The organism is Pseudomonas sp. zfem003 (genome assembly GCF_032621675.1).
GTDB lineage: Bacteria > Pseudomonadota > Gammaproteobacteria > Pseudomonadales > Pseudomonadaceae > Metapseudomonas > Metapseudomonas otitidis.
The window spans coordinates 56,755-70,472 of sequence record NZ_JAVYJG010000008.1; the positions used below are offsets into that span (position 1 = coordinate 56,755).

The 13,718-nt window shown below is 70.5% G+C and carries 10 protein-coding genes; 3 read left to right on the forward strand and 7 right to left on the reverse strand.

The window, feature by feature from the left end; translation table 11 throughout:
* Nucleotides 1-30 precede the first annotated feature (30 nt).
* Entirely contained in the window at nucleotides 31-1,371 is a 1,341-nt protein-coding gene (locus tag RTK35_RS19720; protein ID WP_316908793.1) for a TAXI family TRAP transporter solute-binding subunit, read from the reverse strand.
* A gap of 138 nt (nucleotides 1,372-1,509) precedes the next feature.
* Between RTK35_RS19720 and sbcD the strand changes: the two genes are divergently transcribed.
* Complete coding sequence (sbcD, locus tag RTK35_RS19725; RefSeq protein ID WP_316908794.1) at nucleotides 1,510-2,730, forward strand: exonuclease subunit SbcD; 1,221 nt, start codon at nucleotides 1,510-1,512, stop codon at nucleotides 2,728-2,730.
* 4 nt (nucleotides 2,731-2,734) lie between these two features.
* On the opposite strand, the gene RTK35_RS19730 is transcribed toward sbcD, so the two are convergent.
* Nucleotides 2,735-4,219 (reverse strand): PLP-dependent aminotransferase family protein, encoded by a 1,485-nt coding sequence (locus tag RTK35_RS19730; protein WP_316908795.1) that lies wholly within the window; start codon nucleotides 4,217-4,219, stop codon nucleotides 2,735-2,737.
* Nucleotides 4,220-4,371: 152 nt separating this feature from the next.
* Here RTK35_RS19730 and sbcC point away from each other — a divergent pair, with 152 nt between their 5' ends.
* Entirely contained in the window at nucleotides 4,372-7,794 is a 3,423-nt protein-coding gene (gene sbcC, locus RTK35_RS19735; RefSeq protein WP_316908796.1) for an exonuclease subunit SbcC, read from the forward strand.
* A gap of 140 nt (nucleotides 7,795-7,934) precedes the next feature.
* Here the strand turns inward: sbcC and rlmF are convergent, their stop codons facing one another.
* Nucleotides 7,935-8,921, reverse strand: a complete 987-nt coding sequence (gene rlmF, locus RTK35_RS19740; protein WP_316908797.1) for a 23S rRNA (adenine(1618)-N(6))-methyltransferase RlmF — start codon at nucleotides 8,919-8,921, stop codon at nucleotides 7,935-7,937.
* 207 nt (nucleotides 8,922-9,128) lie between these two features.
* Between rlmF and RTK35_RS19745 the strand changes: the two genes are divergently transcribed.
* Nucleotides 9,129-9,590, forward strand: a complete 462-nt coding sequence (locus RTK35_RS19745; RefSeq protein WP_165677086.1) for a bacteriohemerythrin — start codon at nucleotides 9,129-9,131, stop codon at nucleotides 9,588-9,590.
* 12 nt (nucleotides 9,591-9,602) lie between these two features.
* Here RTK35_RS19745 and RTK35_RS19750 read toward each other — a convergent pair whose 3' ends face one another.
* Genes RTK35_RS19750 through nhaD form a run of 4 tightly spaced genes read right to left on the reverse strand, consistent with a single transcriptional unit; the run spans nucleotide 9,603 to nucleotide 13,644 of the window.
* Nucleotides 9,603-11,432: an SLC13 family permease gene (locus RTK35_RS19750; protein WP_316908798.1), complete on the reverse strand. Its 1,830-nt coding sequence runs from the start codon at nucleotides 11,430-11,432 to the stop codon at nucleotides 9,603-9,605.
* 35 nt (nucleotides 11,433-11,467) lie between these two features.
* Nucleotides 11,468-11,764, reverse strand: a complete 297-nt coding sequence (locus RTK35_RS19755) for a helix-turn-helix domain-containing protein (protein ID WP_142014889.1) — start codon at nucleotides 11,762-11,764, stop codon at nucleotides 11,468-11,470.
* Nucleotides 11,765-11,815: 51 nt separating this feature from the next.
* Nucleotides 11,816-12,280 carry a hypothetical protein gene (locus RTK35_RS19760; RefSeq protein ID WP_316908800.1) on the reverse strand — a complete coding sequence of 155 codons (465 nt, stop codon included), beginning with the start codon at nucleotides 12,278-12,280 and terminating at the stop codon, nucleotides 11,816-11,818.
* Nucleotides 12,281-12,294: 14 nt separating this feature from the next.
* Entirely contained in the window at nucleotides 12,295-13,644 is a 1,350-nt protein-coding gene (gene nhaD / locus RTK35_RS19765) for a sodium:proton antiporter NhaD (protein ID WP_316908801.1), read from the reverse strand.
* Between the last annotated feature and the right edge of the window lie 74 nt (nucleotides 13,645-13,718).

Genomic DNA, 13,718 nt, shown 5'->3' on the forward strand with positions numbered 1-13,718 from the left:
GCGGGCCGGGGTGACCCGGCCCGCTTGCGTTCAGTCCCGCATGCCCTGTGCGTCGGCCTGGCGCTGGGCGCGCAGGGCCTTGAGGCGTTCGATGACGTAGCGCAGGTGCATGTGCAGGTCGTACAGCTCGTGGGTGTAGGAGAGCGGTACGTCGACCCGGTCCAGCTGTGCCTCCAGGGCTTCCAGCCCGCGTATTTCCTCGTCCAGGGCCGGGAAGGCGGTGCCGTGCTGCAGCTTGCGATCGATCTCCCGCAGGTGCTTGTACCAGCGGTAGATGCGCGCGCGGACGCGCCAGCGGTACACCGGGCCCACGGCCTTGAACAGCGGGAACATCACCACCAGCAGCGGGATCAGCAGGATGATGTAGCGGTCCGCCAGGGAGGCGATGCGGAAGGGCAGGTAGCGCTGCAGGATCGGCAAGCCGTTGCGGTAGTAGTAGCTGGCCTCGTCCAGGGCGGCGAGGGTCATCGGCTGCTCCTTCGGATAGGTGCCGGACGGGTCCAGCAGGCTGCCGTTCTGCATCACCTCGCGGGCGGCTTCGAGGATCAGCGGCGTCAGCGAGGGGTGGAAGCCTTCGCCGGCCACCAGGGTGGCCACCGGGCCGAGGGTCAGTACGTCCTGGCGGGGCACGTTGTTGGCCAGGTTGAGCAGCCCTTCGCCCACTTCCAGGCGGGTCAGGTAGGGCAGCCGCGCGCGGTAGGCGGCGCTGCGGCGGAAGCTCACCAGGTCCACCCCCGGGCTGGCGGCCAGGCGCTGCACCACGGCGTTCTCCGCCGGGCCGACGAAGAAGGCCGCATCCAGCTCGCCATTCAGCAACTGCTCGGCGGCGCGGCTGCCGCTGTAGGCCTGCCAGCTGGCCGGGTAGCTCTCCGTGGGGATGGCGTTGGCGGCGAACAGCGCATCGGCGATGGCGCGGGTGCCGCTGCCGGGCTTGCCGATGGCCACCCGCAGCTGCTGCAGGTCGGCCATGCTGTCGATGTCCACGTCGGCGCGGCGGAACAGCCACAGCGGCTCCTGGTACATCACGCCGAGGCCGTGCAGGCGCTGGCGCACCTCCACGGGCAGGGTCAGTTCCTGGCCGCTCTGCACCAGGGCCATCTCCACTTCGCCGTTGCGCAGCTTGTCCAGGTTGTCCAGCGAGCCGTCGCTGGGCACCAGCTCCAGGTCGAAGCCCTGGCGCGCCAGTTCTTCCTTGAGGCGCTGGCCGAACACCGCGTAGCCACCATTGGCACCGCCGGTGGCCAGGCGCGCGTGCATGGGCGGCGGCGGGGCGACGAAGTAGAACAGCGCGCCCACCAGCGCAGCCAGCACCGGCACCGTCCACAGGTTGGCCAGCAGCATGATCTTCAGGTCTTTCAACAGCCTCGGCATGGGGACTCCGTTGCGGGTATGACGGCTACAGGATAGTGCGTGCCGCTGCGCTGGGCAGCACGAGCCGCTTGCGGTGGTTGCCAGCGCCGGTGGCCGATGACAAGGTGGCCGCCTTCATCGTCTTCAGCGTGGTTTCCGATGCGCATCCTGCACACCTCCGACTGGCACCTGGGCCAGCATTTCATGGGCAAGACCCGCCAGGCCGAGCACCAGGCGTTCTGCCAGTGGCTGCTGGAGCAGGTGCGGGTGCATGAGGTGGACGCAGTGCTGGTGGCCGGCGATGTATTCGACACCGGCGCGCCGCCCAGCTACGCCCGCGAGCAGTACTACCGCTTCATCGTCGACCTGCGCGCCAGCGGGGCGCGGCTGGTGGTGCTGGGGGGCAACCATGACTCGGTGGCGATGCTCGGCGAGAGCCGCGAGCTGCTGGCCCAGCTGGACACCTGGGTGGTGCCGGCGGTGGTGGCCGACCCGGACGAACAGGTGCGGGTGCTGCCCCGGCGCGATGGCCAGCCCGGTGCAGTGCTCTGCGCGGTGCCCTTCGTGCGCCCCCGCGATGTGCTGCTGAGCCAGGCCGGGCAGAGTGCCGAGGACAAGCAGCTGGGCCTGCAGCAGGCCATCCAGGCCCACTACCAGGCGCTGTTCGAGCGTGCCCTGCAATGCCGCGCCGCCTCGGGCGGCGACCTGCCGATCATCGCCACCGGCCACCTCACCACGGTGGGTGCCAGTGCCAGCGAGTCGGTGCGGGAAATCTACGTCGGTGCGCTGGAAGCCTTCCCCACCAGCGCCTTCCCGGCGGCCGACTACATCGCCCTGGGGCACATCCACCGGCCGCAGAAGGTCGGCGGCCTGGGGCACATCCGCTACAGCGGCTCGCCCATCCCCCTGGCCTTCGACGAGGCGCGCCAGCAGAAGGAGGTGCTGCTGGTGGAGCTGGACGGCAGCGGCCTGCGCGAGGTGCAGGCGCTCCCGGTGCCATGCTTCCAGCCGCTGCTGAGCCTGCGCGGCAGCCTCGCCGAGCTGCCCGAACGCCTGGCCGAGGCCGCCCGCGAGGGCACCCCGGAGCGCCCGGCCTGGTTGGAGGTGGTGGTGACCACGGACGACTACCTCAATGACCTCCAGGCCCGCCTGGCACAGCTGTGCGACGGGCTGCCGGTGGAGGTGCTGCGCATCCGCCGCGAACGCGGTGCCGCACGCCCCGGCCTGCAGGGCGAGGCGCGGGAAACCCTCGACGAGCTGAGCGTGGAAGAGGTGTTCCAGCGCCGTCTGGGGCTGGAGGCCCTGGAAGAGGCCGAGGCCGCGCGGCTGACCGACCTCTACCGCCAGGTGCTGGAGCAGGTGCGCGACGACACGGCCTGAGCCGTCACGCCCCCAGCGCGTCGGCCAGGCGCCGCACCGCCCCTTCGATCTCGTGGTCGCTGAGGGCCGAATAGCCCAGCAGCCAGCCCTGGCGTTTCTCCGCCCCCAGGTACAACCGACTGAGCCCCGGCAGCAGCAGCCCGGCGCGGGCGGCGAGCGCCTGGGTGCGCGCCTCCGTCCAGCCCTCGGCGAGCAGGCAGGGCAGTTGCAGGCCGCCCGGCGGCCGCAGGGCCTGGACCACGCTCGGCAGGTGGCGCTCCAGGGCATCCACCAGCACCCCCTGGCGTTGCGCGTAGAGCTTGCGCATGGCGCGCACGTGGGCGTTGTAGTGGCCGTCCTCCATGAAGCGCGCCAGGGTCAGCTGCAGCACCTGCGGGCTGTGGCCGTCGATGATGCTGCGGGCGTGGGTGAAGGCGGGCACCAGCGCCTGGGGCAGCACCATGTAGCCCAGGCGCAGGCCGGGGTACAGGGCCTTGCTGAGGGTGCCCAGGTAGAGGGTGCGCTGCTGGTCGTCCAGGCCCTGGACGCAGGCGGTGGGCAGGCCGTCGTAGTGGAACTCGCTGTCGTAGTCGTCCTCGATGATCCAGCCCCGGCGCTCGGCGGCCCAGCCGATCAGCTCCAGGCGCCGCTGCAACGGCAGGGTGGCGCCGGTGGGGTACTGGTGCGACGGCGTCACGTACACGCAGCTGGCGCCGCTGCGGTCGGCCCGCAGCGCCTCGGTGCTCAGGCCCTGGGCGTCCACCGGGACCGGCAGCACCCGCGTCCCGGCGGCCTCGAAGGCGCGGCGGGCGCCGATGTAGCCCGGGTCTTCCAGCAGGATCGGGCGACCCTCGTCCACCAGCAGCTGGGCGCAGAGGAACAGGCCCTGGCGGGTGCTGCTCAGCACCAGCACCTGGTCCGGGCTGCAGCGGGCGCCGCGCTCCAGGTTCAGGTAGGTGGCGATGGCCGTGCGCAGCGCCTCGCAGCCTTGCGGGTCGCCGTGCAGCAGGGCGGCCGGGTCCTTCTGGGCCTGGCGTTGCAGGCGCGTCCAGGTGGCGAGGGGGAAGGAGCGGGTCTCCGGCAGGCCGGTGGCGAAGGCACGCACCTGGCGGTGGTCCTGGATGCCGCCGCTGGCGAGGATCGCCTCACCCCGCCGGCTCAGCCCGCTGGTGGGGCTGGTGGTGGCGGCAGGGCGGGGTGCCCGGCGCTGGGCGGGGGCGCCGCGCAGGCGCTGGCCGAGGCTGTCGGAGACGAAGCTCCCCGAGCCCTGCTGGCGGGCGATGTAGCCGTCGCGCTGGAGCTGCACGTAGGCGTTCTCCACCGTGTCGCGGGCCACCCCCAGGGCAGTGGCCAGGCTGCGGGTGGCCGGCAGGCGCAGGCCGGGGGCCAGGGTGCCGTCGAGGATCAGCCCCTGCAGCGCCCGCTGGATGCGCTGGTGCAGGTCCAGGGGCTGCAGCTCGGCCTGGGCGATGCGCATCTTCAGGGTGTCCAGCTCGAAACGTGTCGCCATGGCGTGGCCTGTGGGTGGTCTGGCAGGAAGCCGGCGAGTGTAAGGCTTTGGCAGGCCAATGGGGCAGGGCCGCTGCGCGGGTGCGGATGCGGGTCGGCACGGGCGCGCGGGGATGACAGAATGCCGGCTTCCCGGATGAGCACGACCCCCGCATGAAAATCCTCAGCCTGCGCCTGAAGAACCTCAACTCGCTCAAGGGCGAGTGGAAGATCGACTTCACCGCCGAGCCCTTCGCCGGCAACGGCCTGTTCGCCATCACCGGCCCCACCGGTGCCGGCAAGACCACCCTGCTGGACGCCATCTGCCTGGCGCTCTACCACCGCACGCCGCGCATGAGCAGCGTCTCCGCCTCGGCCAACGAGCTGATGACGCGGCACACCGCCGACTGCCTGGCCGAGGTGGAGTTCGAGGTGAAGGGCGTGGGCTACCGCGCCTTCTGGAGCCAGCGCCGGGCCCGCGACAAGGTGGACGGCGGGCTGCAGCCGCCCAAGGTGGAGCTGGCGCGCATCGCCGACGGGGAGATCCTCACCGACAAGATCAACGACAAGCTCAAGCAGACCGAAAGCCTCACCGGGCTCGATTTCGAGCGCTTCACCAAGTCCATGCTGCTGGCCCAGGGTGGGTTCGCCGCCTTCCTCGAAGCCAGTGCCAACCAGCGCGCCGAGTTGCTGGAGGAGCTGACCGGCACCGAGGTGTACGGGCTGATCTCCCAGCGGGTGTTCGAGTCCACCCGCGAAGCCAAGGCGGCCCTGGAGCAGACCCGCGCCCGCGCCGAGGGTGTCGAACTGCTCGACGACGCGCAGCGCCAGGGCCTGCAGGACGAACTCGCCGCCCTCGACCCCCGCGAAGCCGCCCTCAGCCAGCAGCAGGAGGCCCTGCAGCGTCAGCGCCAATGGCGCGAGGCCGTGGCCAACGCCGAGGCCCGCCTGCACGCCGCCCAGGCCCAGGGCGAGGCCGCCCGGCAGGCACGGGACGCCGCCGAGCCGGAGCTGCAGCAGCTGGCCGCCAGCGAGCCGGCCGAGCGCCTGCGCAGTGCCCACCGCGACTGGCAGCGTGCCGAGCAGGCCGCTGCCGAAGCCGCGGCGGCCCTGGCACAGGTGCGTGAACAGAAGGCCGAGGCCGCCCGCGAGGTGGCCGACGGCCTGTGGAGGGCGCGCGGCTACAGCCAGCAGCGGGCGGCAGCCCTGGCTGCCCGATGCGAGGCCTTGGCCGGGCAGAGGCGGCAGGTGGAGGCACAACTGGCGGCCAACCCGCAGCACGGCCTGTTGGGCGAGCGCCTGGGCGCCTGGCGCGAGCAGTTCGGTGCGCGCCGCAACCTGGCCCAGGCCATCGCCCAGTCGCTGGCCCGCCAGCAGCAGGACAAGCAGGACGCGGAGCGCGTGGCGCAGCGCATCGCCGGCCTCCAGGCCACGCTGGCTGACAGTGACCAGCACCTGGAGCGGGCCCGCGCCGACGACGCGCAATCCCAGGCTGCCCTGGGCGACTTGCTGGCCGGTGAGTCCGAAGCCGCGTTGCGTGACCGCTGGCAGCGCCTCAGCGACCAGGGCCACCAGCTCACCCGTCTGCAGCAGCTGGCGGACACCCGCACGCGCCTGGCGCGTCAACTGGCCGAGGCACAGGCCGGCATCGACGCCGACAGCCGCGCCCAGGCGGAGAAGGCGGCGGCGCGGGATGCCCTGCGCCTGCAGTTCATCGACCTCAAGCAACAGATCCAGGACAAGGAAAAGCTGCTGGAACAGGAGCAGCGCATCCTCAAGCTGGAGGCCCACCGCGCGGCCCTGCAGCCGGGGGAGGCCTGCCCGCTGTGCGGCTCCTGCGAACACCCGGCCATCGAGGCCTACGGCGCGCTGGACACCTCGGAGACCCAGCGGGCCCTGCAAGCCAAGCGCGCCGAGCAGGACCAGGTGCGCGAGCGCGGCGAGGCACTGCGCGACGAACTGGCCGCCCTGGAGGCGCAACTGCGCCAGCGGCAGCAGGATGCCCAGCGCCTGCAGGATGAATTGCAACAGCTGCAGGCCCAGTGGCAGCAGCTGTGCGCGGCACTGGACCGGCCACTGGCCGATGCCCAGGCGGTGGAGGCGGCCCAGGCGCAGCAGCAGGCGGACCTGGCCGCCTTGCAGCGCAGCCTGGGTGAGCTGGACGGCCTCAAGCAGGCCCTGGAAAACGCCCGTGCCCGGCATGTGCAGGCGCAGCGGCAGCAACAGGAGGCCGCCAAGAATCTCGCCCTGGCCGTGCAGGAGCAGGACGCCCTGCGCCGCCGCGAAGCGGAGAACACCGAACACCTGGGCCAGCTCCAGGCGCAGCAGGCCCGCCAGGAGGCAGAACTGCGCGCCGCCCTGGAGGCACTCGGCTACGCCCTGCCCGAGGATGGCGAAGGCTGGTTGAGCGAGCGCGAGGCCGAAGCCCGGACCTGGCGCGAGGCCCAGACCCTGCAACAACGCCTGGAGCGGGATGAACAGGCGTTGGGAGTGGAGCTGCAGGCGGCAGAAAGCGCCGCCAGCCGCTGGCAGCAACGCTGGCGCGAACTCGGCCAGGCCGATGGCGAGCCCCTGGCCCCTGTGGATAACCCTGTCGCCGCCCTGGAGCAGGCCGAGCAGCGCCTGGCGCTGGCCCAGGAACGCAGCCAGGCCCTGGTCGGGCGCGAGCACACCCTGGTCGAGCAGGGCGAGGCCGCCCGTGGTTCCCTCGACGCCCAGCGCAGCGCCTGGGAACAGGCTCTGGCCCACAGCCCCTTCGCCGACGAGGCGCAGTACCGGGCGGCCCTGCTGGACGAGGACACCCGCAACCGGTTGCTGGCCCTCCAGGCGCGCCTGGACAAGACCGCCACCGAAGCCCGGGCCCTGGAAGTCTCGGCCCGGGAGGCCCTGGATGCGCTGCTGGCGGCGCCGCAGACCGAGCAGACCCTGGTCCAGCTCGACGAACAGCTGCAGGCCGTGCAGGCGGAGCGCCGTGGCCTGGCCCAGCGCCATGGCGAGGTCCGTGGGCTGCTGGTCGCCGATGCCCAGCGTCGGGAAGGGCAGCAGGCGCTGTTCGCCGAGATCGAGCGGCAGACCGCCGCCTACGACCTCTGGCAGCGCCTCAACAGCCTCATCGGCGCCGCCGACGGCGCCAAGTACCGGCGCTTCGCCCAGGGCCTGACCCTGGATCACCTGGTGCACCTGGCCAACCGCCAGCTGCAACGCCTGCATGGGCGCTACCAGCTGGCACGCAAGACGGAGGGCGAACTGGAGCTGGAGGTGCTGGACACCTGGCAGGGCGACGTCGCCCGGGATTGCCGCACCCTCTCCGGCGGCGAGAGCTTCCTGGTCAGCCTCGCGCTGGCCCTGGCGCTCTCCGACCTGGTCAGCCACAAGACCAGCATCGACTCGCTGTTCCTCGACGAAGGCTTCGGCACCCTCGACGGCGAGACCCTGGAAATCGCCCTCGACGCCCTGGATGCCCTCAACGCCAGCGGCAAGATGATCGGCGTCATCAGCCACGTCGAAGCCCTCAAGGAACGTATTCCCGTGCAGCTCAAGGTGCACAAGGGCGTCGGCATGGGCTACAGCCGCCTGGAACAACGCTTCGCCGTGTAGCTGGGCAGGGCTGTTCGCAGGGTGGGCCGTTGCGCGGGCCATTCGTGGCCGATCCCTGTAGCCCGGGCTTCAGCCCGGGGATGTGTGCTTGGGTTTCCCGGACTGAAGTCCGGGCTACGGCAGTTTGGGCTGCGCGGTGCTTATGGCCAGCGTGCCTTGCGCCAGGCGCGGCGCTGGTTCTTCTCCAGGTAGGTCCAGGCGACGAAGCGGCTCTGCTTCTGACCCTGGGCCATGTGCACCACGCGGATGTCGGTGGCGCCGAGGGCCTTGAGGCGCTCCTGCAGGGGGGCGACGTTGCTGACCTTGGAGACCAGGGTGCTGAACCAGAACACCTGCTGGGCGAAGGCGGCGCTCTCGTCGGCCAGGCGGGCGATGAAGGCGGCTTCGCCCCCTTCGCAATGCAGCTCGTTGGACTGGCCGCCGAAGTTCAGCACCGGCAGCTGGCGGCTCGGGTCCTGCTTGCCGAGGTTCTTCCACTTGCGGGTGCTGCCGCTGCGGGCTTCGTCCAGGGAGGCGTGGAAGGGCGGGTTGCAGAGGGTGAAGTCGAAGCGTTCGTCCGCCTGCACCAGGCCCTGGAAGATGTGCTGCGGGTTTTCCTGGCGACGCAGTTCGATGGCGTCGCCGAAGCGTGGGTTGGCGGCGAGGATGGCGGCGGCAGAATCCAATGACTGCGGGTCGATGTCGGCGCCGACGAAGCGCCAGCCGTAGTCGTGGTGGCCGATCAGCGGGTAGACGCAGTTGGCCCCGACGCCGATGTCCAGCCCGCGCAGGCCGGGGCCTTGGGGGATGACGCCGTCGTGGGCGGCGCCGAGCAGGTCGGCCAGGTGGTGCAGGTAGTCGGCACGCCCGGGGATCGGCGGGCACAGGTAGCCGGCGGGGATGTCCCATTGGCGGATGCTGTAGAACTGCTTGAGCAGGGCCCGGTTGAACACCTTCACCGCCTCGGGGTTGGCGAAGTCGATGCTCGGCTTGCCGTAGGGGTTGGTGATGACGAAGGCACCCAGCTCGGGGCTGCCGGCGATCAGCGTGGGAAAGTCGTAGCGGCCCTGGTGGCGATTGCGCGGGTGCAGGGCGCCCTTGCCGGCCTGGGCTTCAGGCGTGCGGGGGCGTTTCGGCGGCTGGGGCATGGGGCGGCTGTCGGCTGGGGGTGGGCGCGGGATTTTCCCACGGCTGGAGGCTGAAGTCAGCGGTCGGATGCGCAGCCAGGGCCTTGTGGGAAGCGCCTGTTTTGCCGTGCAACGCCGTGGCGAGGGGAACTCTGTTGATGCGTGTCATGGGGCGAGAGGGGCGGGCCGCTTAGGTTGTCGGGCAGACCGCGAGATCAGGAGGACACCATGGCTTTTCTTCAATGGCGTGACGAGCTGGACAGTGGCATCAGCGTGATCGACGACCAGCACCGGCGCATCGTCGACATGATCAACCAGCTCCACGAGGCGCAGCTGCGGGCGGATGCCGGGGTCGTCGCCACGGTGATCGAGGAGCTGGTGGACTACACCCTGTCCCACTTCGCCTTCGAGGAATCGATGATGGAGGAGGCCGGCTACGCCTTCACCCGTGCCCACAAGCGCGTGCACGAGCTGTTCATCCGCCGGGTGGGGGAGTACCGCGAGCGCTTCGCACGGGGCGAGGACGTGGCCGATGAGCTGAAGTCCCTGCTGGGCCGCTGGCTGTTCAACCACATCCTCAACGACGACCGTGACTACGTGGGTGCGGTGCGCGAGAACCTCACCCGCCTGGCGGCCGAGTCCAACTGGCTGCGCCGCGCCACCAAGCGCTTCTTCCTGCGCACGGCCTGACGGGCTGCCCGCTCAGAGCGGGAACAGCCAGGGCACCAGCACCACGCTGACGAGCATCACCAGCAGGGTGAAGGGCACGCCGATCTTCACGAAGTCGCCGAAGCGGTAATGCCCGGGGCCGACCACCAGGGTGTTCACCGGGGAGGAGATGGGCGTCATGAAGGCGGCCGAGGCGGCAAGGGCGACGATCAGCGCGAAGGGCAGCGGCGAGGCGCCCAGTTGCTGCGCCGTGGCGATGGCCACCGGGCCCATGAGCACGGCAGTGGCGGTGTTGGAGATGAACAGGCCGATCAGCGCGGTGACGGCGAACAGGCTGGCCAGCATGGCGTACGGCCCGGCGTTGCCGAGCAGGGCGACCAGGCCCTGTACGGCGAGGTCGATGCCGCCGGTGCGCTGCAGGGCGGTGGCGAAAGGCAGCATGCCTACGATCAGCACCAGGGTCGGCCAGTGGATGGCGCGGTAGGCGCTGTCCAGGTCGATGCAGCGGAAGGCGCCCATCAGCAGGCAGCCGATCAGTGCAGCGAGCACGTTGGGCACCAGCCCGGACACCATCAGCGCGATCATCACCCCCAGGCTGAGCAGGGCGTAGGGCGCCTTGCGCGCAGTGGGGGCGACCTCGTCCACCTCGGCCGGCAGGCTGAGCACCAGGAAGTCGCGGCTCAGCCCCTGCAGGCGGTGGATGGCCCGCCATTCGCCGGCCACCAGCAGGGTGTCGGAGGCCTTGAGCTTCTCGTCCACCAGCACCCCTTCCAGGGCCTTGCCGCTCCGGCGCAGGCCGACCACGTTGAGCTTGTGGCGGGTGCGGAAGCCCAGTTCCTGGATGGTCTTGCCCGGCAGTTGGGATTCCGGCGGCATGGCCACTTCGGCCAGGCCGAGCTGGTGGGCGTGCAGGCTGAAGTAGGAGTCGGCCAGGGGCATGGGTTCCAGCCCCAGTTGCTGGTAGGCGCCGAGCAGGCCGATGGCGGGGCTGGCCAGGTCCACCAGCAGCACGTCGCCGGGCTCCAGCTGGGTGTCGCCGGTGGCCATCAGCAGCAGGGTGCGGAAGCGCCGCTGGCGTTCCACGGCGATGACGTTGATGCCGTACTGGCTGCGCAGCTCCAGTTCGTTGAGGGCCTGGCAGGCCAGGGGCGAGTCGGCGCGCACCCGCAGGCGTCGCTCGCGTTCGTCCAGGCGGTAGGCACGGGCGAGGTCGGCGAGGGTCAGGCGTGGGGCATTGGCGTTGCCGTCATCGCCCCGTGGGGTGAGCCAGCGGCGTACCAGCAGCATGTAGCCGATGCCGAGGACCAGTACGGCGAGCCCCACCGGGGTCATGCTGAAGAAGCCGAAGCCCTCCAGGCCGGCGCGCTTGAGCTCGGCGTGGACCACCAGGTTGGGGGCGGTGGCCACCAGGGTGAGCATGCCGCTGATGAGCCCGGCGAAGGCCAGCGGCATCATCAGCCGGCCCGGCGGAATGCGCAGGCGCGATGCGACGCCGAGGGCAACCGGGATGAAGATGGCCACCACGCCGGTGGAGCTCATCACCGAGCCGAGCCCGGCAGCGGCCAGCATCAGCAGGACCAGCAGGCGCGTTTCGCTGCTGCCGGCCCTGGCCACCAGCCAGTCGCCCAGGCGGTAGGCGATGCCGGTGCGCACCAGGCCGTCGCCGATGATGAAGAGGGCGGCGATCAGCACCACGTTGGGGTCGCTGAAGCCGGACAGGGCTTCGCTGGTGTCGAGCACGCCGGTGAGGGGCAGGGCGACGAGCACCAGCAGGGCGACCACGTCCATGCGCGGGCGGTTGAGGGCGAATAGGGTGACGGCGCCGGCCAGCAGGCCGAGGACCATCAGCAGGTCGTTGTTCACGCGGGGCTTCCTGTTTCTGACGCGGCGGCAGCTTGTCAGGGATAGCCGAGCACCGCCTTGATCGGGCTCAGGTTGGCATCGATCCAGGCCGGGTCGATGGGGCCCCAGTCGTGGATGCGGTAGTGGCCGCTGTTGTTGCGCTCGCCTTCGGCCTGGTCGAAGCGGCAGTCGATGTCCAGTTCGGCGAGGGCGGCGAGGGTGTCCTGGGCGGTGCGGCGGGGCATGCCGGTGGCCGCCATCAGCGCGGGGACGCTGGTGGCGGTGCCGCTGTCGATCAGCCAGGCGACGTAGAGGCGGCGGTAGAAGCTGGTGCGGGTCTTGCTGGTTTCCATGGCAGGTCCTTGTCGAGGCAGGCGAGGGGCGTCGGGCCAGGGGCTGGGGCGCTAATTCGTGGTGGTGGCTCGGTGCCGGAGTACCCGGTGGCGTTGATTGAAGAAGAAACGGGTGAGGGTGCGAACCAGCGTAGCGGCCAGGTAGGGCTCGAAGGTCAACCGGTCGCAGAGCCGTACGCCGCCTTCGACGGCGTGCAGGGTGCGTTCGTGGCGCCACAGGCGCATGCCGGTCATGGGGGAGGCTTCGACGAAGCCGTGGCCGGGTTCGAGGGATTCCAGCGTGAGGTGGGAGTGGCCCATGGGCAGGCAGCCGAGCAGCCAGAGGCGGCTGGTGAACAGGGGGCGTCCCGGTATGAGGGTGAGGTCGTCGAGGGAGCGGACGCCGGGCGGGACGCTCATGCGCAGCCAGGGGCGCATTTCCGCGCGCAGCAGGTCGACGTCGGTGATCCAGCGCCAGGCGGTCTCTGCCGTGATGGGCAGGGTGGATTCGAATTGCAGCTGGATCGGGCTGGACATCCGTGTCGTTCCCTTCAGAGCTGGGCGAGGCCGATGTAGGTGGCGGCGCCGGCGAGGTAGCCGAGCAGGGCCAGGAGGCTGATGCGCTTGAGGTACCAGAGGAAGTCGATGCGCTCCATGCCCATGGCGGCGACGCCGGCGGCGGAGCCGATGATGAGGCAGCTGCCGCCGGTGCCGGCGCAGAAGGCGAGGAGTTCCCAGAAGGTGCCGTCGACGACGAAGTGGCCGAGCCAGCCGGCCTGGTCGCCGGCTGCGGCGACGGCCTCGGGGGTGGCCAGCGGGTACATCTTCATGGCGCCGGCCACCAGGGGCACGTTGTCGACCACGGAGGACAGCAGGCCGATGGCGATGTTGATGGCGTAGACGTTGCCGAGGCTGTCCTTGAGGGCGGCGGCGACCTGGGTGAGGTGGCCGGCGGTGGCGAGGCTGGAGACGGCCAGGAGGATGCCGAGGAAGAACAGGATGCTGGGGGTGTCGATGCGCCGCAGGACGCCGATCACCGAGAGCGGGTGCTTGTCTTCGTCGTGCTTGCCACGGTGCAGCCATTCGGTGACGACCCAGAGGACGCCGAGGCCGAGGAGGATGCCCATGTACGGCGGCAGGTGGGTGATGCTCTTGAACACCGGGACGAAGAGCAGGGCGCCGAGGCCGAGGACGAACACCAGGTTGCGCTCGAAGGGGGTGGTGGGGTCGTGCTCGGCGGCGTCGGCTTCGTCGTCGGGACGCTGGAATTCGCCCCGCAGGATGAAGCTGAGGATGACGAGGGGGACCAGCAGGCACACCAGGCTGGGGATGAACAGGCTGGTGATGATGCCGCTGGCGCTGATCTGGTGGCCGATCCAGAGCATAGTGGTGGTGACGTCGCCGATGGGGGACCAGGCGCCGCCGGCGTTGGCGGCGATCACCACGATGCCGGCGTAGAACCAGCGTTCGTGCTGGTGGCGGATCAGTTTGCGCAGCAGGGACACCATGACGATGGTGGTGGTGAGGTTGTCCAGCACGGCGGAGAGGAAGAAGGTGATGAAACCGATCAGCCAGAGCAGGGTGACGCGCTTGTGGGTCTGGATGCGGTCGGTGATGACCTTGAAGCCTTCGTGGGCATCGACCAGTTCGACGATGGTCATGGCGCCGAGCAGGAAGAACAGGATCTCGGAGATTTCCCCCAGGTGGTGGCGCAGTTCGCCGCTGACGCCGTGCTCACCCTGGGCCAGGCCGGGGGCGATGCTGTCGACGCCGAGGACCAGGGCGGTCCAGCAGAGGACGGCGGTGATCAGGGCCGAGGCGGCCTTGTCCACCTTGAGCGGGTGTTCCAGGGCGATGCACAGGTAACCGGCGATGAACAGCAGGGCCATCAGCGCGTACATGGGGACATCCTTTCAGCGGTGAACGGGGTCGCAGGGAGTAAAAAGCCCGCCGATCTGTCGATGGGCGGGCTCTT

What these genes read in the sequence shown, in the direction of transcription:
- RTK35_RS19720 (WP_316908793.1), bottom strand. Translation starts at nt 1,371, where the DNA reads ATGCCGAGGCTGTTGAAAGACCTGAAGATCATGCTGCTGGCCAACCTG.
- sbcD (WP_316908794.1), top strand. Translation starts at nt 1,510, where the DNA reads ATGCGCATCCTGCACACCTCCGACTGGCACCTGGGCCAGCATTTCATG.
- RTK35_RS19730 (WP_316908795.1), bottom strand. Translation starts at nt 4,219, where the DNA reads ATGGCGACACGTTTCGAGCTGGACACCCTGAAGATGCGCATCGCCCAG.
- sbcC (WP_316908796.1), top strand. Translation starts at nt 4,372, where the DNA reads ATGAAAATCCTCAGCCTGCGCCTGAAGAACCTCAACTCGCTCAAGGGC.
- rlmF (WP_316908797.1), bottom strand. Translation starts at nt 8,921, where the DNA reads ATGCCCCAGCCGCCGAAACGCCCCCGCACGCCTGAAGCCCAGGCCGGC.
- RTK35_RS19745 (WP_165677086.1), top strand. Translation starts at nt 9,129, where the DNA reads ATGGCTTTTCTTCAATGGCGTGACGAGCTGGACAGTGGCATCAGCGTG.
- RTK35_RS19755 (WP_142014889.1), bottom strand. Translation starts at nt 11,764, where the DNA reads ATGGAAACCAGCAAGACCCGCACCAGCTTCTACCGCCGCCTCTACGTC.
- RTK35_RS19760 (WP_316908800.1), bottom strand. Translation starts at nt 12,280, where the DNA reads ATGTCCAGCCCGATCCAGCTGCAATTCGAATCCACCCTGCCCATCACG.
- nhaD (WP_316908801.1), bottom strand. Translation starts at nt 13,644, where the DNA reads ATGTACGCGCTGATGGCCCTGCTGTTCATCGCCGGTTACCTGTGCATC.